This window comes from Roseateles terrae (assembly GCF_014192155.1).
Classification (GTDB): domain Bacteria; phylum Pseudomonadota; class Gammaproteobacteria; order Burkholderiales; family Burkholderiaceae_C; genus Roseateles; species Roseateles terrae.
Genome location: NZ_JACHXO010000006.1, coordinates 173,554 through 192,996, shown reverse-complemented (window position 1 = coordinate 192,996; position 19,443 = coordinate 173,554). Strand labels below are relative to the sequence as shown.

Here is a 19,443-nt window from a genome sequence, read left to right as displayed (position 1 = left end):
CCCATGACCCGATTTCTTGGGAGCGGGCTACTGAAAAGAATAAAAACACCTGAAGGGTATTTTTCTTTCTCCCCAGAAGTCCGCCGCTTCACGGAAGACGTCGAGCAGTTGTTCGCGGGCTTCGCGGTCGAAGCGGGCGTGGTCGGGCAGTTGATCGAGGACGACCACGAAGCCGGGCTGGCTGCCGGACTTGTGGACGAGGTCGGTCATGCAGTCGTAGAGCGCGTCCAGGTTCTTGCCGAAGTGCGCCGGGAACAGGAAGGCGCTGGCGATCATTTCCAGCACGTCCTGCTTGGTGTCCGCTGCCGCCAGGTTGGCGTACAGGAAATGCTGGCCGGCATCCTGAGCAGCCTGCATCAAGTCCTCTACCCGGTAGGCTCTGATCGCCTGCACGATGTTGGGACGGACTGTCTGCAATTGCATGGTCGCGTTCCTCCTAGATGGTCACAGATTGCGGGTTCCGCCGGGTCACGGCGTGATCTTCGAAAAGCTCACGTAGTGGTCGTCGGTGTAATAACAAGCATCAGGTTTCGTGGGTGGGGTGCCGCCGCACACCAGACGCCGGGCGCCGCGGTTGCGGGCCTTGGGGGTCTTGACGGTGTATTCGCGGTAGTAACCACGTGCCTTGGCCGGCAATTGCCGTTCGCGATTCCCGAACACGACGCCGTCCTTCTCGTAGGGGAAGGGGCCGCCTGACAGCACAAGCTGGTAGGTGGTTTGGGCTTCGGCGGGAAGTGCCTGCAAGGCGACCGTGTCACCCCACCGTTCGCGGGTGGTGCTGGTGTCGCGGTTGTCCCGGGCGAGGGCGGCGCTGGCGCCCAAAAGGGCGCTGGTCAGCGTGGCGGTGGTGGCCAGTGCTGTCCAGAAGGAGTGCCATCCTCGGCGGGGGCCAGCGGCTCCGACGCGCCCTTGATTGTGCGAAAACACGGGTTTACCCTGAATCCTGAAGCCGAAATGGTACAGAAAGGGCCCTCAATGCTCAAGCCGGGGTCTGCCGCAATGCCCTAAAAAGCGGCATTGTTGGCACGCACTCACACTCGGTAATAATGAGGCGGGCTCACGTTGTCACAGCATCTTCAGCATGTGGTGAGCCTCTACAAACTTTTTCTGTCGGGCGATTCCCGACACGCCCAATACCCCTGAAACGGGGCATCTTTTGACTGATCGCAGCCCCGTGCTCCCGCACGAACGCCGCTCACCCAGACGCTGAAACCAGCAATCTCGTCCGACGCGCCCCGTGGCACCCAGCCGCGCCGGACGCGCGCAGCGCCGTCCCAGCGGCGGTGTTCGTACGCGCGAGGGCCGGCGCCGGGCCGCCCCAAGCCGGCCCGCAGCCCCCTTGGGGGGCGGTTTTGCCCGCGCTAGGCGGGCAAAACCGGGGGCACCATCACCGGGCGGCGTTGGCGTCCGCAACGACCATCGCGGTCATGTTCACGATGCGGCGCACGGTGGCACTCGGGGTCAGCACATGCACCGGTTTGGCGGCACCCAGCAGCACCGGGCCGATCGCAATGCCGCCACCGGCTGCGGTCTTCAGCAGGTTGTAGCTGATGTTCGCGGCGTCGATGTTGGGCATTACCAGCAGGTTCGCTTCCCCGCTCAGCGTGCTGCTGGGCATCAGCTGCTGCCGGTAATTCGGATCCAGCGCCGCATCCCCATGCATCTCGCCGTCCACTTCCAGCCACGGCGCGGTCTGCTGAATCAGCGCCAGTGCTTCCCGCATCTTCACCGCCGACGGGCAGTTGCTCGAACCGAAGTTGCTGTGCGAGAGCAGCGCCGCCTTCGGCTTCAGCCCGAAGCGCATCATTTCCTCGGCCGCCATGATGGTGATCTCGGCGATCTGTTCGGCGGTCGGGTCGTAGTTGACATGTGTGTCCACCAGCATCACCTGGCGTCCGGGCAGGATCAGCCCGTTCATGCAGGCGAAGTTCTTCACCCCGGCCCGCTTGCCGATCACCTGGTCGATGTATTGCAGGTGCATCGCCGTGTTGCTCCAGGTGCCACACAGCATGCCGTCCACTTCGCCCTTGTGCAGCAGCATCGAGCCGATCAGCGTGAGGCGGCGGCGCATCTCGATCTTGGCCAGCTGCTGGGTCACGCCCTTGCGCTGGGTCATCTCGAGGTAGGTCTGCCAGTAATCGCGATACCGATGGTCGAACTCGGTGTTCACCACGTCGTAATCGCGACCTTCCTGCAGACGCAGGCCGAAGCGCTCGCAGCGCTGGGCAATCACCTGCGGGCGACCGATCAGCGTCGGGCGGGCGAGGTTCTCGTCCACCACCACCTGCACCGCACGCAGCACCCGTTCTTCTTCGCCTTCGGCGTAGGCCACGCGCTTGTGCATGGCCTTCTTGGCGATCTGGAAGATCGGCTTCATCGTCGTGCCGGAAGCATAAACGAAGCTCTGCAGCTTCTCCAGGTAGGCATTCATGTCCTGGATGGGACGCTGCGCCACACCGGAGGCTTCCGCTGCCTTCGCCACCGCCGGCGCGATCTTCATCATCAGGCGCGGGTCGAACGGCTTGGGAATCAGGTACTCGGGGCCGAAGCTCAGGTTGGCACCGGCATAGGCCGCCGCCACCACTTCGCTCTGCTCCGCCTGGGCCAGCTCGGCAATGGCATACACGGCGGCGATTTCCATCTCGTCATTGATGGTGGTCGCGCCGCTGTCCAGGGCCCCGCGGAAGATGTAGGGGAAGCACAGGACGTTGTTGACCTGGTTCGGATAGTCGGTCCGGCCGGTGGCCATGATGGCGTCATCCCGGACCTGCTTGACTTCCTCCGGCAGGATTTCCGGCGTCGGGTTGGCCAGGGCGAAGATGATCGGGTTGGCGGCCATCGTGGCCACCATGTCCGCCTTCAGCACGCCGCCGGCCGACAGGCCCAGGAAGATGTCCGCGCCCTGGATGACCTCACGCAGGCTGCGAGCATCCGTCGGCTGCGCGTATTCGGCCTTGTCCGGGTCCATCAGTTCCGTGCGGCCTTGATAGACCACGCCGGCCAGGTCGGTCACCCAGATGTTTTCGCGGGGCATGCCCAGCTTCACCAGCAGGTTCAGGCAGGCCAGGGCGGCAGCACCCGCGCCGGAGGTCACCAGCTTGACCTGCTTGATATCCTTGCCCTGCACCTTCAGGCCGTTGATCAGCGCCGCGCCCACCACGATGGCGGTGCCGTGCTGGTCGTCGTGGAACACGGGAATCTTCATCCGCTCGCGCAGCTTGCGCTCGACGTAGAAGCAGTCCGGAGCCTTGATGTCTTCCAGGTTGATGCCGCCGAAGGTGGGCTCCAGCGCGGCGATCACGTCCACCAGCTTGTCCAGGTCGTGCTTCTCGTCGATCTCCAGGTCGAACACGTCGATGCCGGCGAACTTCTTGAACAGCACGCCCTTGCCCTCCATCACCGGCTTGGAGGCCAGCGGGCCGATGTCGCCCAGGCCCAGCACCGCGGTGCCGTTGGAGATGACGGCCACCAGATTGCCGCGGGAGGTGTAGCGGAAGGCATTGGCCGGATCGGCCACGATTTCCTCACACGCCGCCGCCACGCCCGGGGAATAGGCCAGCGCCAGGTCCCGCTGATTGATCAGCTGCTTGGTGGCCGCGATGGCCACTTTGCCGGGGGTCGGGAACTCGTGATATTCGAGGGCTGCCTTGCGCAGTTCGGCGCGTTTTTCTTCGGACGTGGACATGAGGGACTCAGTCGGTTGGGGCCAGGACCTGATGGCCAGGACGTTGACGCCACGTAGACGCCGCTTTGACGCCGGTCTCAACGTCTCGATACGCCCGGCCGCAGCTGTTTCAGCGATGGGTTGGGTGGGGGATTGTAGGAGCCCGTCCGCCAACGATCACTACGTACTATGCGTATCCTGCATGTCGGTGTGCCGGGTTGGGATACGCGAAACCGCGCATCCTTTTGAGGTGTCGGCGGCGCATACTGCCTGCCTCCTGGCAGGCCCCCGAGACGGGCGGTGACCGGGCCCCGCACCGTTCTGCGCCGATCCGGAGGGATCGTGCCACCTTCTGCCGCCTCCTGGACATTTCTCGATCCTCATGCCGTCCACGTTTTCGCCGTCCACCCTGTCGCCGCCGGTGCCCCGGCCCCGCCGTCGGCGCCGCGCCGTGCTGTGGGGCGCGCTGGTCGCCCTGCTGCTGATCGCACAGTCCTTGCTGCTGGCGTTGACCCTGAGCCACGAGGCGTCCCGCGCCCAGGAGGCGGCCGACCTGGCTGCGACCGAAGTGGCTGCACGCGCCAAGCAGCTCATGAGCCGCGACCTGCAAGGTCTGCAGGGGCTGATGTGGGCCCACGACGCCGAATGGCGCGGCAATGCGACCGGCCTGCTGCGACAAAGCCGCATCATTCTGCGCATCGAGTCGCGGGACGAGCAGCGGCGCATCGAGCGGGTGGTCGAGTCGCCCTACCTGCCGCCGCTGTTTGCCAGACTGGGCCGTGAGCAGCTGCAGCTGGAGACCGAGCTGGCCTGTGCCGGGGCGATGCGTCAGGGCACGCCGCTGTTTTCGCGCTCCTACTTCGTGCCGCTGCCAGGCGGCGAGGGGCTGGAGGTGACCGACCTGTGCCTGCCGCGTGTGCGCGCGGGAGAGCCGCCGTCCTTTGTGGTGGCCACGGTCGGCCTGCGGGCGCTGCTGGAAGAGTCGATTTCGCAGGAGCAGGCGCGCCAGTTCGAGATGTCCTTTGTGGAAGGCGATGGCACCCGCCTGGCGCGCACCGGCCTGATCCGCGGCAGCGGCTTTTATCTGGCCGAGCGGCTGCTGGACCTGCAGGGCGTGAGCCTGCAGCTGCGGGTGGACAGCGGCTCCGGCAAACCCAAGCTGATTCCGAATCTGGCCACGGCCCTGGTGCTGGGCCTGTCTCTGGCGCTGCTCGCGCTGGTGCTGGTGCTGGCCCGCGACGGTCGCCGCCGCGCCCAGGCCGAACATGCGCTGGCCGAAGCCCTGGCGTTCCGTCAGGCGATGGAAAACTCGCTGATCACCGGCCTGCGCGCGCGGGACCTGGACGGCAACATCAGCTATGTGAATCCCGCCTTCTGCGCCATGGTCGGTTACGGCGCGGAGGAGCTGGTGGGCACCGGCCGTCCGCCGCAGGCGCCGCCGTACTGGCCGCCGGAGTTCATCGAGGAATACTGGCGCCGTCACCATGACCGCGAAGCGCGCTGGGAAGCCGGCCTGCCGCCGCGCGAGGGTTTCGAAACCGTCTTCGCCCGCAGCACCGGCGAGCGCTTCCCGGTGATGATCTACGAAGCGCCGCTGCTCAATGCGCAGGGACAGCAGACGGGCTGGATGAGCGCGGTGCTGGACCTGAGCGCGCAGCGCAAGGTGGAAGAGCTCTCCCGCCAGCAGCAGGAACGCCTGCAGGCGACAGCGCGTCTGGCGACCGTGGGCGAAATGGCATCGCTGCTCAGCCACGAACTGAACCAGCCGCTGGCCGCCATCGCCAGCTACGCCACCGCCTCCCTCAACCTGATGGTGCGGGAGGCCGACGATCCACAGACACCGGACATGGTGCGCCAGGCCGTCACCCGTATCGCCGAGCAGGCGGAGCGCGCCGGCCGTGTCATCAAGAGCGTGCATGACTTCGTGCGCCGCCGCGAGCAGTCGCGCGAATGGGTGCGCGTCGAGCAGCTGATGGATGCGGTGCTGCCGCTGGTGCGCCTGCAGGCGCGCAAGAGCGGCGCCCGCATCGATCTGGACCTGCCCGAGCCTTTGCCGCGTGTGCGCTGCGACCGGACGATGGTGGAGCAGGTGCTGCTCAACCTCACCCGCAATGCCATCCAGGCCATGGACGGCCCGGTGCCGCTGGCCGAGCGGCTGCTGATCATCCGGGTGCGTCCCCTTCAGCCGCGCTGGCTCAGCATTGCCGTCATCGACCGCGGGCCCGGCATTCCACCGGAAGTGGCGCGCCAGCTGTTCACCCCGTTCTTCACCACCCGCACCGAGGGCATGGGCCTGGGCCTGAGCCTGTGCCGCACGGTGGTGGAGCAGCACGGCGGCGCCATGGACTTCGACAGTCGCGTAGCGCCCGATTCGCCCACCGGCACCGAATTCCGGTTCAGCCTGCCGTGCGAGGATACGGCCGGTGGCGCCCGGTCCACCGTTACTGGAGACACCTCCGCATGAAGCCGCAGTCCCTGCCGATGGTCTATCTCGTGGATGACGAGGATGTGGTGCGCGACGCCCTGTCGTGGCTGCTGCGTTCCCGCCGTCTGCTGTCGGAAGGCTTTGGCAGCGCCGAAGCCTTCGAGTCGATGCTGGACAGCCTGCCCCGTCAGGGCGCCGACTGGCCCAATGCCCCGAGCTGCCTGTTGCTCGACGTGCGCATGCCCGGCATGAGCGGCCTGGCGCTGTTCGAGCGCCTGGTGGAGCGCGGCCTGCTGCACACCCTGCCGGTCATCTTCCTGACCGGCCATGGCGACGTGCCCACCGCGGTGGCGGCGGTGAAGCAGGGCGCCTATGACTTCGTCGAGAAACCCTTCTCGGACAATGCCCTGGTCGATCGCGTCGAGCAGGCGCTGGCCCGCAGCAGCGACGCCATCGAGGCCCGCATTGCGCAGGCGGTGCTGGGCCATCGCGTGGCCGAGCTGACCGAACGCGAACGCGAGGTGATGCAGCTGGTGGTGCAGGGCCTGCCCAACAAGCTGATCGCCGACCAGCTCAACATCAGCGTGCGCACGGTGGAAGTGCATCGCGCCCGGGTGTTCGAGAAGATGGATGTGAAGTCCGCGGTGGAACTCTCCAACCTGCTGCGCGGCGACAATGCCGCCCATGGGTGAATTCGATCTGATCGCGCGCTACTTTGCGCGTCCCGGGCCGACGGCTGGCGCCACCGTGGCGCTGGGCATCGGCGACGACTGCGCGGTGCTGACGCCCGCGCCCGGCCATCAGTGGCTGGTCTCCACCGACATGCTGGTGGAGGGGCGGCATTTCCTGTCCACCGTCTCACCGCGGCGGCTGGGCCACAAGGCGCTGGCGGTGAACCTGAGCGATCTGGCGGCCAGCGGCGGCAGTCCCCGCGTGTGTTTCCTGTCGCTGGCACTGCCGAAGGTGGACGAGGCCTTTCTGGCGGGCTTCTCCGAAGGGCTGTTCGCGCTGGCCGATGCCCATGGCGTGGTGCTGGCCGGCGGCGACACCACGGCCGGTCCGCTGAACATCAACATCACCATCATGGGCGAAGTGCCGCACGGCCAGGCGCTGCTGCGGTCGGGCGCGCGGGTCGATGACGACCTGTGGGTCAGTGGCCTGCTTGGGGATGCGCGCCTGGCGCTGGAAGTGTTCCGCGGCACGGTCTCGCTGCCCGGTGAGGCCTTCGATGCGGTGCGCCAGGCGATGGAGCTGCCGCAGCCGCGCGTCGCCCTGGGCCGCGCGCTGCGGGGGCTGGCGAGCAGCGCCATCGACGTGTCCGACGGCCTCGCCGGTGACCTGGGCCACATCCTGCACCGGTCGCAGGTGGGGGCGCGGCTGCATCTGGCGGACCTGCCTCGCTCTTCTGTGCTGGGCGGGATGCCGGAAGACCTGCAGCGCCTGTGCCTGCTCACCGGCGGCGATGATTACGAGCTGGTGTTCACCGCGGCGGCGCAGGACCGCAGCCGGGTGCTGGAAGCGGCGCGGGAAGCCGCGACTCCCGTCTACCGCATCGGACGCATCGAGCGGGAGCCTGGATTGCGGGTGGTGGATGGCGAAGGCCGTCTGCTCGACCTCACGCTGCAGAGCTTTGATCACTTCAAGTCATGACCCCTTCACCTCTCGATGACACCGATGCTCCGCTGAACGGGCCCGAGAGCCAGCCCGGAAGCCAGTCTGAGAGCCAGCCACCGGAGGACTTGAGCCCTTCCGCCGCGCTTGCCTCGGCTGCCCCGGCTGCTCCGCCCATCCCGGCCGCTCCGCGCCGCCCCAACTTCGGCTTCATGCTCCGCCACCCGGCGCGCTGGATGGCCCTGGGCTTCGGCAGCGGCCTCTCGCCCAAGGCGCCCGGCACTGTCGGCACCCTGTGGGGCTGGGCGGGCTTCCTGCTGCTCTACCCGTTCCTCACTCCGCTGCAATGGGCGGGTGTGCTGGTGGCGGGTTTCCTGATCGGCTGGTGGGCCTGCACCGTCACCGCGCAGCATCTGGGGGTGAGCGACCCGGGCTCGATAGTCTGGGACGAGATCCTCGCCATGTGGCTCATCCTGTGGCTGCTGATGCCGGCCAGCCTGTTGTGGCAGGCAGCGGCCTTCGGCCTGTTCCGTTACTTCGACGCGGTCAAGCCCGGCCCGGTCGGCTGGGCAGACCGGCTGTTCAAGGCGGTGCCGGGCGAACGCATCGGTGCGCGCCAGGGTTTGGGCATCATGTTTGACGATCTGGTCGCCGCTGGATGTACCCTGCTGGTGCTGGCCGTGGCCCGCCAAGTGTTGCACTGAACCAGGAGACTCCCATGGTGCTGCCTGAAGAATCCGAGCTGATCGAACGCATTGCCCTGGCGCTGATCCAGCGGCGGGAACGCATGGGCACCGCCGAGTCCTGCACCGGCGGCCTGATCGCGGCGGCCTGCACCAGCCTGGCGGGCTCCAGCCAGTGGTTCGAGCGCGGCGTGGTGAGCTACAGCAACCAGGCCAAGACCGAGCTGCTGGGAGTGCCTGCCGCCATGATTGACCTGTATGGCGCGGTCAGCGGCGAAGTGGCGGAGCAGATGGCCCGCGGTCTCGTGGCGCACGCGCCGGTGGACTGGTCGCTTGCAGTGACCGGTGTAGCCGGTCCGGGCGGCGGCAGCGAAGCCAAGCCGGTCGGGACCGTCTGGCTCGCGCTGATGCATGGCCGCCAGCCGGTGCGGGTGTGGAAGGAATTGTTCAGCGGTGATCGTCACGCGGTGCGGACGCAGACGGTGCGCGCCGGCCTGCAGGCGCTGTGCGACGCGCTGGAAGATCGGGACAGTTGAAGGGCGCAGAGCACAGGGCGCCGGGCAAAGGGCCCAGCGGCCCGGAGCCAGGCCCAGGGACAGGCCCCTGACGGGCCTCCCGCCCCAGGTCGTCAGAGCCCAGCCAGCACCGTATTGGCCACCGCATCGCCCAGATCCGGCGGCTCCCAGTCGCGCAGCCAGGCGCCGAACTGATCGCTTGGCATCGGCCGCGCCAGGAAGTAGCCCTGCGCCTGATCGCAGCCCAGCATCTCCAGCAGGGTCCAGGCCTTGCCGGTTTCCAGCCCTTCGGCCACCACCCGCAGTCCCAGGTTGTGGGCCAGCTCGATGGTGGAACGCACGATTTTGGCGTCGTCCAGATCCTTCTCCATGCCCATCACGAAGCTGCGGTCGATCTTGAGCTCATCCACCGACAGCTGCTTCAGATAGGCCAGCGACGAATACCCGGTCCCGAAATCGTCGATGGACAGCTTGAAGCCCAATGCATGCAGTTGCTCCAGCGTCTGCAGTGCCCGCTGGGGATCGTCCATGATGGCGCTTTCGGTGATCTCCAGACACAGCGCCGACGGTGGCACCCCACCGGCCAGGTCGGCGATCTTGATCGGCAGGTCCTGGTCCATCAGGTCGCGGGTGGAGAGATTGACGCTGATGGGCAATGCCAGTCCCTGCCGATGCAGCGACAGCCAGGCTTCGGCCGACGCCCGCAGCATCCAGCTGGTGATCTGACGGATGAAACCGGTCTGCTCGGCGAAAGGAATGAAGTCCATCGGCGGCACCAGCCCGCGCACCGGGTGCTGCCAGCGCACCAGCGCCTCCGCGCCGCCGATGCGCTGGGTGGCCAGATCGACCTTGGGCTGCAGATAGAGCCGCAGCTCGTGGTTCTCGATGGCCTGCCGCAGCTCGCTGATCAGCGACAGCGACTCCTGGCTGGCGGCATCCATGCTGGGCGCGTAGATCTGGAAGCCGCTCTGGCTGCGCTTGGCGGCATGCATTGCGAGCTCGGCGCGGCTCATCAGCACGCTCATGTCCCGGCCATGCTGCGGGTACAGCGCAATGCCCAGGCCGGCGGAGAGGTCCACCGTCTGGTCGTCGATCGTCAGGGCCTTTTCGAAATCCCGCTGAATGCGATGGCAGACGGATTCGGCACGGGTGGCACCGGCGCCTTCCACCATCAGCACGAATTCGTCGCCGCTGAGCCGCGCAATCAGGCGAGCCTGATCCTTCAACAGTCGCTGCAGCCGCTCGGCCACGGCCCGCAGCAGGCGGTCGCCGAAGGCCCGGCCCAGCACGTCGTTCACATGCTTGAAGCGGTCCAGGTTGAGCATGACCAGGGCAAAGCGGTCCTCGCTGTCGCTGATGCGGCGGGTCAGGGCCTGGCTGAACTGCTCGCGGTTGGGCAGGTCGGTCAGCGGGTCCCAGAAAGCCAGGCGGTTCACCTGTTCCTCTCGCTCCCGGATGCCCACACGCATGGTCTCGAAGGCCTCGGCGAGGTCGCCGATTTCGTCGCCGGAGGGTCGGGCCACCGGTTGTTCGTAGTCGCCACGGCCGAGTCGCTGCGCCTCATGCGCGAGCCACTTTACCGGCCCGCTGATGCGACGCGCGGTGAGCACCGCCCCCAAGGCAAATGCCGCCACACCCGCCAGGCTCAGGCCGAGCAACGACCATTGCAGTTGCCGGTAGGGCGCCCGCGCTTCGTCCACCGATCGCAGCAGCAGGGAGGCCATGGTCTGGCTGCTGTCGCCGGCATGGTCCAGCCGCTGCAGGCGGGCCTGGTATTGCTCCTCGCCGAGGGTCAGATGCAAGGTCAGCGGATCGTCGCCCAGCCCCCCCGGCAGGGAGGCCATCAGGGCCGCATGGGTGGCCGGATCCATCACGCTCGACAGCACCTGCCAGCGCCCGTCCACCCGGGCCAGCAACACGCCCTGGATGTGCGCGATGCGCTGCAGTTCCTTGAGCTGTTCCTGGCGCAGTTCAAAGCCCATGAACACCCAGCCGCCCAGCCCGGCGGCGCGCAGCTTGGCGACCACCACCTGGTAGGCCTTGCCCTTGAGCAGGACCAGATGGCTTTGGCGCGCGCTGACGTCTTCCAGCGTCAGGCCGGGCAGCAACGGCGCCACCAGCCGGGCCAGCGGATCGGTCGCGGTCACCAGGCGCAGACGTTCGTCCGCATAACCGATGAAGCTCGCTTCCCCGCGTTCGCTCAGATTGGTGAAGACGTCCTGCAGGGTGTTGGTCAGCTCATCGCCGGTGATGCCTTCCGCCAGCGCCCGGCGCAGGCCGAAATCCGCCTGCAGCAGGTTGGCCACCAGGCCGCGCTGTTCGGCGTCCTGGCGCAGGAGTTGGTCGAACACCCGCTCTCCGGAGGCCAGTTCCTCGCGGACCGAGGCGCGGGCATTGCGGTCAATGCCCTGGTTGAGCAGCAGCAGGCTGATGCATTGGACTGCCAGCAACAGGGCCAGGAACAGCGCCACGATGCGCCCTTCCAACCGGCGAAGGTTGAGGAAGTCCGGCCAGCGCATCAGTCCCGCAGCTCCAGCGCCAGGCTGCCCGGCGGGCCCGCAGGCACCGTCAGAGCCTGCTTCCGCGGCGCATCATTGCCCAGCCGGACATGCCAGAGGGCCACCTGGTGCTGACCGGGAGGCAGCTCCAGCTTGGCTTGTCCTTGACTGTCTGTGGTGGCGAAAAGGGGCGTGTCCACCACGATGATGCGGGCGGTCATCTTGTCGTGAATGTTGCATCCGAGCTGGGCAACGCCCGGTTTGTCGAAGACTACCGGCTCTGCGGGCGTCCCGGCATACAGCTTCAGTTCGAATCGCTTGATTGGCGAGAACGAATACACATGGTGCCGGACCGTGTCGAAGTTCGGAAAGCTGACCGCCGTGCCGGTCTGCACCACCAGGGTGCCCGGCTGGAACTGCCGGTCCCGCTGGGCCATCTGGGCGCTGGTGCCGGCCGGCGCCAGGCTGGGCTGGCCCTTGAGTTCCACCGCCACCACCGCACCCGGCAGGGGATTGCCGCCAGCATCCTTGACCTGCAGCGTCCAGGCGGCGGCGTGGGCCGGTCCGACCCCTCCCGCCAGCAGACTCGCGGCAAGCGCGATCAACGACAGGTCAACGGTCGCTAAGCGGTGGAGCATGGTGCAAAGCCTGAAGGGTCATCAGGCTTCAACCATAGCGGGTTTTGGCGGCGGCGGGGGCGGTTGAAGAGGGGGAGGACGGACGCAGCGCCTGTTCAAGCATCATCGCCAGCCGGCCCAGCGCTTCCCACGGGTCGGACGGCCAGTCGGGATGGCGCAGGCCCTTGACGATGCCGTCGCAGATCTGCGCGGCCACCAGCAGGCGGGACAGGGCCGCGCCGCCGAGCTGCGGCACCAGCCGCTCGAAGAGCCGCTCCTTGGGACCCCACACGCGGGCTTCCCGCAGCGCCATCGGCAGCGGCTTGCCGCCGGCCACGGCGTCCCACACCCGCTTGAGGGCGCGGATGTCTTCCGCCATGGTCCAGTGGACCAGCACGGCGGCTTCGCCTTCGGCCTTGAGGCCGTCCAGCATGCGCAGCACCCGGGCAACCCGGCCCGTCAGCAGCGCCTCGCTCAGCTTGAAGACATCAAAGCGTGCCACGTCCAGCACGGCCGCTTCGATCTGTTGCAGGCTCAGTTCACCGGGCGGATGCAGCAGCGCCAGCTTCTGCAATTCCTGATGCGCCGCCAGCAGGTTGCCTTCCACCCGGTCGGCGAAGAATTCCAGCGCCTGCTGTCCTTCCGGTCCGGCTGCCACCGATTGGCCCTGCTGCTGCAGGCGGCGAGCAATCCAGGTGGGCAGCTCGCGCCGCTCGACCGGGTCCACGCGCACGGTGACGCCGGCGGTGTCCAGCGCGGTGAACCAGGCGCTGGAGAGCTGGGTCTTGTCCAGCCGGGGCAGGGTGACGAGCGTCAGCACATCCGGCGGCAGGCCTTCGCAGTAACGCTGCAGCGCCTCCGAGCCGTCCTTGCCGGGCTTGCCGCCCGGAATGCGGATCTCGATCAGCTGACGCTCCGCAAACAGGCTCATCGCCTGCGAGGCTGCAATCACCGGCCCCCAGTCGAAGTAGGCGCCGCTGACGATGAAGACCTGGCGCTCGCCATACCCCTGTCGTCGCGCCTCGGCCCGCAGGGCATCGGCGGCTTCCTGGGCCAGCAGCGGCTCGTCGCCGTGCACCGTGTAGACCGGCTTGAGGCCCTTGGCCAGATGGCCCGCCAGGGCTTCGGCTTTGATCTGCATGTCAGGCAGGCAGGCGCACGGCGGCCAGGCGGCGCAGCAGCAGCCCCACCGCTTCCACCTGCATCGCCTTCTGCAGCGAGGCTTCTTCCTGCTCCTTGGCGAGGGCGGCGCTTTCGCTGTAGTTCATGTCGCGGGTCAGGCGCAGCTCGGTGCGGGGCAGCAGCACTTCACCGCCCGCCGTGCGCAGCGAATAGTCCAGCTGCAGGCGCAGCTGCCATTCGGTGATCTGCCCGGCGGTGGTGGTGGCCACCGAGGTCTTGTCCCGCACTTCGCGTTCGACTTCCAGGATCACGTCGGCCCGGTTGGAGTCTTCCAGCAGCCGCAGGGTGCTGCGCTGCACCTGGCGACGCAGCTCCTGGCTCAGCGGTGAATGCGGAATGAAGCCCCGCAGGGCCAGGGTCTTGAAATGGTATTCGGGCTCCTTGCGGAGCTCGAAACCGCAACCGGCGAGCATCGCTGCAGCACCGCCAGCGGCACCCACAGCACAAGCCTTGAGCAGATGACGGCGCTGCATGCTTCAGACCACCAGGTTGACCAGACGACCCGGCACGATGATGACCTTCTTCGGCGCCTTGCCTTCGGAGAACTTCTCGAAGTCCGGGCTGGCCAGCGCGACCGCTTCGATGGCGGCCTTGTCGGCACCCGCGGCCACCTTGATGGCACCGCGCAGCTTGCCGTTGACCTGCAGCATCAGCTCGATCTGGTCCTGCACCAGGGCACTGTCATCCACCGCCGGCCAGGCGGCGTCGAGCAGGTCGCCCAGCTCGGCCGCAAAGCCCAGGTCCACCCACAGTGCGTGGGTGATGTGCGGGCAGGCCGGATAGATCACCCGCAGCAGCACCGAGAAACCTTCACGGATGACCGCATGGTCGCCTGCCGATGTGCCCTTGAAGCCTTCCAGCGCATTGAGCAGCTTCATCGCGCCGGAGACGACGGTGTTGTACTGCATGCGCTCGTAGTCGTAGCTGACCTGCTTGAGCACCAGATGCACCTCGCGGCGCAGGGCCTTGGCCTCGTCACCCAGTGCGGAGAAGTCCTTGCCCGCCGACTTGATCGCATCGGCCTGTTTGGCGCCAAAGCCCCACACGCGCTTGAGGAACCGGTGCGCGCCTTCAACGGCGGCGTCGTTCCACTCCAGCGTCTGCTCGGGGGGGGCGGCGAACATCACGAACAGGCGGGCGGTGTCCGCGCCGTACTGGTCGATCAGGGCCTGCGGGTCCACGCCGTTGTTCTTCGACTTGGACATGGTCGTCATCTCGTATTCGAGCGGCAGACCATCCGCCTTGAGCGTGCCGCCGATCGGCTGGCCATGCTCATTGCGGGTCACGTCGACTTCGTGTTCCCAGTAGTAGTTCTTGCCGGCTTCCGGCGGCTTGCGGAAGAACGCACCCTTGAGCACCATGCCCTGCGTCAGCAGGTTGGTGAAGGGCTCGTCGAACTTCACCAGGCCCAGGTCGCGCATGACCTTGGTCCAGAAGCGTGCATACAGCAGGTGCAGGATGGCGTGTTCGATGCCGCCGATGTACTGGTCCATCGGCATCCAGTAATCGCTGCCAGCGCCCACCATGGCGCCGTTGTTGCTGGCGTCGCAATAGCGCATGAAGTACCACGAGCTGTCCACGAAGGTGTCCATCGTGTCCGTCTCGCGCTGGGCCGGCTTGCCGCAGCTCGGGCAGCTGCAGTTCAGGAAGTCGGCGCGCTTGTTGAGCGGATTGCCGCTGCCATCGGGGATGCAGTCTTCCGGCAGCACCACCGGCAGGTCCTTTTCGGGGACCGGCACCGGGCCGCAGCTCTCGCAGTGGATGATGGGGATCGGCGTGCCCCAGTAGCGCTGGCGGCTCACGCCCCAGTCGCGCAGGCGCCAGGTGGTTTTCTTCTCCCCCAGGCCCTTGGCGGACAGCAGGCCGGCGACCTTGTCGACGGCGGCCTTGTAGGTCAGGCCGTCCAGCTCGCCGGAGTTGATCGTCACGCCGCGCTGCTTGTCACCGTACCACTCGGCCCAGGCCTCGGTGGAGTAGCTTTCGCCTTCCACTGCGACCACCTGACGAATGGGCAGGCCGTACTTGCGGGCGAAGGCGAAGTCACGCTCGTCGTGGGCGGGCACGCCCATGACGGCGCCGTCGCCATAGCTCATCAGCACATAGTTGCCGATCCAGACCTCGACCTGCGCACCGGTCAGCGGATGGGTGACGAACAGGCCGGTGGGCATGCCCTTCTTGTCCTGCGTGGCCAGTTCCGCTTCGGTGCTGCCGCCCTGCTTGCATTCCTCGATGAAGGCTGCCAGTTCCGGCTTGAGCGACGCGGCATGCGTGGCCAGCGGATGCTCCGGCGCCACGGCGCAGAAGGTGACGCCCATGATGGTGTCGGCACGGGTGGTGAAGACGTACAGGCGCCCGTCCTGGATCAGCGCGCCATCGGCGCCCTTGATCTCATGCGGGAAGGCAAAACGCACACCCTCGCTCTTGCCGATCCAGTTCTCCTGCATCAGACGCACCCGCTCGGGCCAGCCGGCGAGGTAGTTCTTGTCCTGCGGGTCGGCCACAGCGGCCAGCAGTTCTTCGGCGTAGTCGGTGATCTTGAGGTAGTAGCCGGGAATCTCGCGCTTTTCCACCACCGCGCCGGAACGCCAGCCGCGGCCGTCGATCACCTGCTCGTTGGCCAGCACGGTCTGGTCGATCGGGTCCCAGTTCACCACCTGGGTGCGGCGCACCGCGATGCCCTTCTCGAGCATCTTCAGGAACAGCCACTGGTTCCAGCGGTAGTAGTCCGGCTTGCAGGTGGCGATCTCGCGCGACCAGTCGATGGCCAGCCCCATCGCCTGCATCTGCTTCTTCATGTAGGCGATGTTGTCGTAGGTCCAGGCCGCGGGCGGGACCTTGTTCTTCATCGCCGCGTTTTCGGCCGGCAGGCCGAACGCATCCCAGCCCATCGGCATCAGGACGTTGTAGCCCTTCATGCGCAGCTGACGGGTCAGCATGTCGTTGATGGTGTAGTTGCGCACATGGCCCATGTGCAGCTTGCCGCTGGGGTAGGGCAGCATGGAGCAGGCATAGAACTTCGGCTTGCTCGCGTCTTCGGTGACGCGGTAGGCGTCGGCGGCATTCCAGTGATCGCGGGCGGCCTGTTCGACCTCGCTGGGGGCGTATTTCTCGTTCATAGGTGCTCGATGGGCGAATCCGGCCATTGTAAAAGGCCGCGGAGCCGGCGGTCCGCGCCGGGGCGGGGGACAGCCGCGTCAAAGATGCCAGGACGTGATGGGCGTCAGCGCGCGGGCAGGTCCCGCTCGGACACAAAGGCGATGCGGTTGAGATGAGCCGCCTGGGCCCAGTCGATCAGGGCGGCCACCCGGCCATAGGGCACGTCGCGGTCCGCACTCAGGCGAAGTTCGGCGTCGGGGCGCTGGGCGGCCAGGGTCCGCAGGCGGGCCTTGAGGGCGTCCGGCTCCAGGGGCTCGTTGCCCAGCAGGTAACGCCCCTGGGCATCGATGCTGATGGCAATGAACTGCGCGCTGCCGGTGCCCGGGGTGGCGGACGCCGCCTTGGGCAGCTGCAGCTTGAGGGCGCTGGCCATCAGCGGCGCGGCGATGATGAAGATGACCAGCAGCACCAGCATGACGTCGATCAGCGGCGTCATGTTGATGTCGCTCATCGGCTTGGGCGCCTCGCGGCGCTCGAGGCGGCCAAAGCTCATGGCGTGGTCAGCAGTTCCCGCAGGTCATGGGCGAAGCCTTCCAGCTCCGCTTCACAGGCGCCGACCCACTTGCCAAAGAGGTTGTAGGCGAGCACCGCCGGAATGGCCACCGCCAGGCCGGCGGCGGTCATGATCAGCGCTTCACCGACCGGGCCGGCCACCTTGTCCAGGCTGAAGTCACCCGCGGCGGAGATGCTCACCAGCGCGTGATAGATGCCCCAGACGGTGCCAAACAGGCCGATGAAGGGCGCGGTGCTGCCGACGGTGGCCAGCACCACCTGGCCGCGGCCGAGCGCGGACAGCACCTGATGCAGGGCGTCCCGCAGGCGTCGGGTCAGCTGGGCCTGGACGCGGCCGCTGGCCGCCAGGCTGCCGGGCTGGCTGTCCGCCAGGGCGGCATCCACCAGGGGCACCAGCACCCGCTCGCGGTCCATGTGCAGCAGCGCATGGCGTCCGGCGGGCAGTTCGGCCGCGGCCCAGAAGAGCGGCAGTCCGCGCTGCAGGTCGCGTCGGGCGCGGGTGAGGGTCCAGGCGCGCCAGAGGATCAGCACCCAGGTGCTGACCGACATCACCAGCAGCACGAGCGCAACCAGACGGGCCATGCCGTCGGCCGACTGCCAGTGCACGCCCAGAGCCGACATCGACTGCATCGGGGACGTCAGGCCAGGCCCAGCACGGCGTTCATGTCGAACAGGCCGGTGCGGTGGCCCGCCAGGAAGCGCGCAGCGCGCAGGCTGCCCTGGGCGAAGGTGGCGCGGCTGGAGGCCTTGTGGCTGATCTCGATGCGCTCACCGATGCCGGCGAACAGCACGGTGTGGTCGCCGATGATGTCGCCACCGCGCACCGTGGCAAAGCCGATGGTGGACGGGTCGCGCTCGCCGGTCACGCCTTCGCGGCCATAGACGGCGCAGGTCTTGAGATCACGACCGAGGGCCTCGGCGATCACCTCCCCCATCTTCAGCGCGGTGCCGCTGGGGGCGTCCACCTTGTGACGATGGTGGGCTTCGACGATCTCGATGTCATAGCCTTCGGCGAGGGCTTTGGCGGCGCTTTCCAGCAGCTTGAGCACGAGGTTCACGCCCACGCTCATGTTGGGCGCCATCACCACCGCTGCACGTTCGGCAAAGCCGGCGATGCGGGTCTTTTCCTCATCGGTGAAGCCGGTCGTGCCGATGACGGTGCGCACGCCCAGTTCGGCGCATAGGGCCAGATGAGCCAGGGTGCCTTCGGGACGGGTGAAGTCGATCAGCACATCGGACCGGGCCAGGCCCGCACGCACGTCGCTGGTCATGGTCACGCCGGTCTGGCGGCCGAGGAAAGCGCCGGCGTCCTGACCCAGCGACGGGCTGCCGTCACGGTCGAGCGCGGCGGACAGCTGGCAGTCCGGCGCGTTCAGAACTGTCTCAATCAGCATGCGGCCCATGCGGCCAGAAGCGCCGGTGATGGCAATGCGCAAGGGCTGCGCGGCAGCGCTGCTCATCGACGCGCCTCCAGCGGCGGGTAGTCGCGCACCGGGCCCATCGGCTCGGGCGTGGCGGCGGCCTGGCGCACCGGCGGCGGCAGGGCCTTGCGTTCCTCTTCCGTCATCTCCATCTTCGGCGCGTCCTTCTTCACCTTGGTGGTGTCGATGGCGGCGATGAATTCCTTCTCGGAAGGCAGGTCATCCGGCGCTTCGATCTTGGTCAGCTGTTCACCGTCGAAGGTCAGCTGAATGCGGCGGTTCTGCGGGGCAGCGCCCTGGCGGCGGATGGTGAAGACGTAGTCCCAGCGGTTGTCGTGGAACACGTCGGTGAGCAATGGGGAACCGATGGCTTCACGCACCTGGTTGCGCGACATGCCGGTCTTGACCTGCTCCATCTGCTCCTTGGTGACGACGTTGCCCTGGACGATCTCAACGCGGTAGGGCTGAACCAGCCCCAGGACCTTGTCGCCGCTGACGGAGAACACGTCCATCTTCGGCATCTGCGAGCACGCGCCCAGCGCGGCGAGGCCGGCCGCAGCGGCCGTGCATCGCGCGATGAAGGCGATTTGGGAATTCAATGACATGGCGGGGCTTCGCGGAAGTGCTAGGGCTATGATGGCGGGAATTCTAGCGGGAGGCTCTCGTCCTTCCGCAGGCGCAAACCCCATGAACAGGTCAGACGAAATCAAGAACAGCGGGCTCAAGGCCACGCTTCCCCGCATCAAGATCCTCGAGATCTTTCAAAAGGCGCAGCGGCGCCACATGACGGCGGAGGATGTTTACAAAGCTTTGCTCGATGAGCGGGCCGACATCGGCCTGGCCACCGTCTACCGCGTGCTGACGCAATTCGAACAGGCGGGGCTGCTCTCGCGCAATCATTTCGAATCGGGCAAGGCGGTCTTCGAACTGAACGAGGGCCATCACCACGACCATCTGGTGTGCCTGACCTGCGGCCGTGTGGAAGAGTTCTACGACCCGCAGATTGAAGAGCGGCAACGCGCGATTGCGGAAGAGCGCGGCTATGCGCTGCAGGAGCATTCGCTGGCGCTGTATGCGTCTTGCGTGAAGACGGATTGCCCGCACAAGAACAGCCGTTGAGGGCATGAAGCGGGCATGAAGCGGGCATGAAGCCGTAGA

General features: G+C 67.1%; 18 protein-coding genes. 6 read left to right on the top strand and 12 right to left on the bottom strand.

The features are described from left to right. Nucleotides 1-27 precede the first annotated feature (27 nt). From FHS28_RS17095 to FHS28_RS17085, 3 genes are all read right to left on the bottom strand, one after another. Entirely contained in the window at nt 28-423 is a 396-nt protein-coding gene (locus FHS28_RS17095; RefSeq protein ID WP_058936869.1) for a barstar family protein, read from the bottom strand. Nucleotides 424-468: 45 nt separating this feature from the next. Beyond that, a complete protein-coding gene (locus tag FHS28_RS17090; protein WP_375140772.1) occupies nt 469-927 on the bottom strand; it encodes a guanyl-specific ribonuclease in 459 nt (152 codons plus the stop codon). A 460-nt stretch (nt 928-1,387) separates the two neighbouring features. Next, a complete protein-coding gene (locus FHS28_RS17085) occupies nt 1,388-3,718 on the bottom strand; it encodes an NADP-dependent malic enzyme (RefSeq protein WP_310736810.1) in 2,331 nt (776 codons plus the stop codon). A gap of 328 nt (nt 3,719-4,046) precedes the next feature. Between FHS28_RS17085 and FHS28_RS17080 the strand changes: the two genes are divergently transcribed. From FHS28_RS17080 to FHS28_RS17060, 5 genes are all read left to right on the top strand, one after another. Next, nucleotides 4,047-6,128, top strand: coding sequence for a PAS domain-containing sensor histidine kinase (locus FHS28_RS17080; protein WP_088453368.1), 2,082 nt, complete (start codon nt 4,047-4,049; stop codon nt 6,126-6,128). Next, nucleotides 6,125-6,781 (top strand): response regulator transcription factor, encoded by a 657-nt coding sequence (locus tag FHS28_RS17075; RefSeq protein ID WP_088453369.1) that lies wholly within the window; start codon nt 6,125-6,127, stop codon nt 6,779-6,781. Before FHS28_RS17080 ends, FHS28_RS17075 begins: the two co-directional genes overlap by 4 nt. After that, nucleotides 6,774-7,739: a thiamine-phosphate kinase gene (thiL, locus tag FHS28_RS17070; protein ID WP_088453481.1), complete on the top strand. Its 966-nt coding sequence runs from the start codon at nt 6,774-6,776 to the stop codon at nt 7,737-7,739. The genes FHS28_RS17075 and thiL overlap by 8 nt, the downstream gene beginning before the upstream one ends. Nucleotides 7,740-7,912: 173 nt before the next feature. Further along, a complete protein-coding gene (locus FHS28_RS17065) occupies nt 7,913-8,404 on the top strand; it encodes a phosphatidylglycerophosphatase A family protein (RefSeq protein ID WP_246410317.1) in 492 nt (163 codons plus the stop codon). Between the two features lie 14 nt (nt 8,405-8,418). After that, nucleotides 8,419-8,919 (top strand): CinA family protein, encoded by a 501-nt coding sequence (locus FHS28_RS17060; RefSeq protein WP_088453371.1) that lies wholly within the window; start codon nt 8,419-8,421, stop codon nt 8,917-8,919. A 92-nt stretch (nt 8,920-9,011) separates the two neighbouring features. Here FHS28_RS17060 and FHS28_RS17055 read toward each other — a convergent pair whose 3' ends face one another. From FHS28_RS17055 to FHS28_RS17015, 9 genes are all read right to left on the bottom strand, one after another. Further along, nucleotides 9,012-11,417: a putative bifunctional diguanylate cyclase/phosphodiesterase gene (locus tag FHS28_RS17055; RefSeq protein WP_088453372.1), complete on the bottom strand. Its 2,406-nt coding sequence runs from the start codon at nt 11,415-11,417 to the stop codon at nt 9,012-9,014. Then, complete coding sequence (locus FHS28_RS17050) at nt 11,417-12,034, bottom strand: methylamine utilization protein (protein ID WP_246410276.1); 618 nt, start codon at nt 12,032-12,034, stop codon at nt 11,417-11,419. The genes FHS28_RS17055 and FHS28_RS17050 overlap by 1 nt, the downstream gene beginning before the upstream one ends. 28 nt (nt 12,035-12,062) lie before the next feature. Further along, nucleotides 12,063-13,154 carry a DNA polymerase III subunit delta gene (holA, locus tag FHS28_RS17045; protein WP_088453373.1) on the bottom strand — a complete coding sequence of 364 codons (1,092 nt, stop codon included), beginning with the start codon at nt 13,152-13,154 and terminating at the stop codon, nt 12,063-12,065. 1 nt (nt 13,155) lies between these two features. Further along, on the bottom strand, nt 13,156-13,668 hold the full coding sequence (locus tag FHS28_RS17040; RefSeq protein WP_088453374.1) for an LPS-assembly lipoprotein LptE: 513 nt from the start codon (nt 13,666-13,668) through the stop codon (nt 13,156-13,158). A gap of 3 nt (nt 13,669-13,671) precedes the next feature. Beyond that, nucleotides 13,672-16,311, bottom strand: a complete 2,640-nt coding sequence (leuS, locus tag FHS28_RS17035) for a leucine--tRNA ligase (protein WP_088453375.1) — start codon at nt 16,309-16,311, stop codon at nt 13,672-13,674. Nucleotides 16,312-16,415: 104 nt separating this feature from the next. Continuing rightward, entirely contained in the window at nt 16,416-16,844 is a 429-nt protein-coding gene (locus tag FHS28_RS17030) for an ExbD/TolR family protein (RefSeq protein ID WP_088453376.1), read from the bottom strand. Next, nucleotides 16,841-17,485: a MotA/TolQ/ExbB proton channel family protein gene (locus FHS28_RS17025; RefSeq protein ID WP_088453483.1), complete on the bottom strand. Its 645-nt coding sequence runs from the start codon at nt 17,483-17,485 to the stop codon at nt 16,841-16,843. Before FHS28_RS17025 ends, FHS28_RS17030 begins: the two co-directional genes overlap by 4 nt. Nucleotides 17,486-17,502: 17 nt before the next feature. After that, nucleotides 17,503-18,324: a 4-hydroxy-tetrahydrodipicolinate reductase gene (gene dapB, locus FHS28_RS17020; protein WP_088453377.1), complete on the bottom strand. Its 822-nt coding sequence runs from the start codon at nt 18,322-18,324 to the stop codon at nt 17,503-17,505. Then, on the bottom strand, nt 18,321-18,890 hold the full coding sequence (locus FHS28_RS17015; protein WP_184295081.1) for an outer membrane protein assembly factor BamE: 570 nt from the start codon (nt 18,888-18,890) through the stop codon (nt 18,321-18,323). Before FHS28_RS17015 ends, dapB begins: the two co-directional genes overlap by 4 nt. Nucleotides 18,891-18,972: 82 nt before the next feature. On the opposite strand from FHS28_RS17015, the gene fur reads away from it, so the two are divergent. Further along, a complete protein-coding gene (fur, locus tag FHS28_RS17010; protein ID WP_088453379.1) occupies nt 18,973-19,404 on the top strand; it encodes a ferric iron uptake transcriptional regulator in 432 nt (143 codons plus the stop codon). The last annotated feature ends 39 nt before the right edge of the window (nt 19,405-19,443 follow it).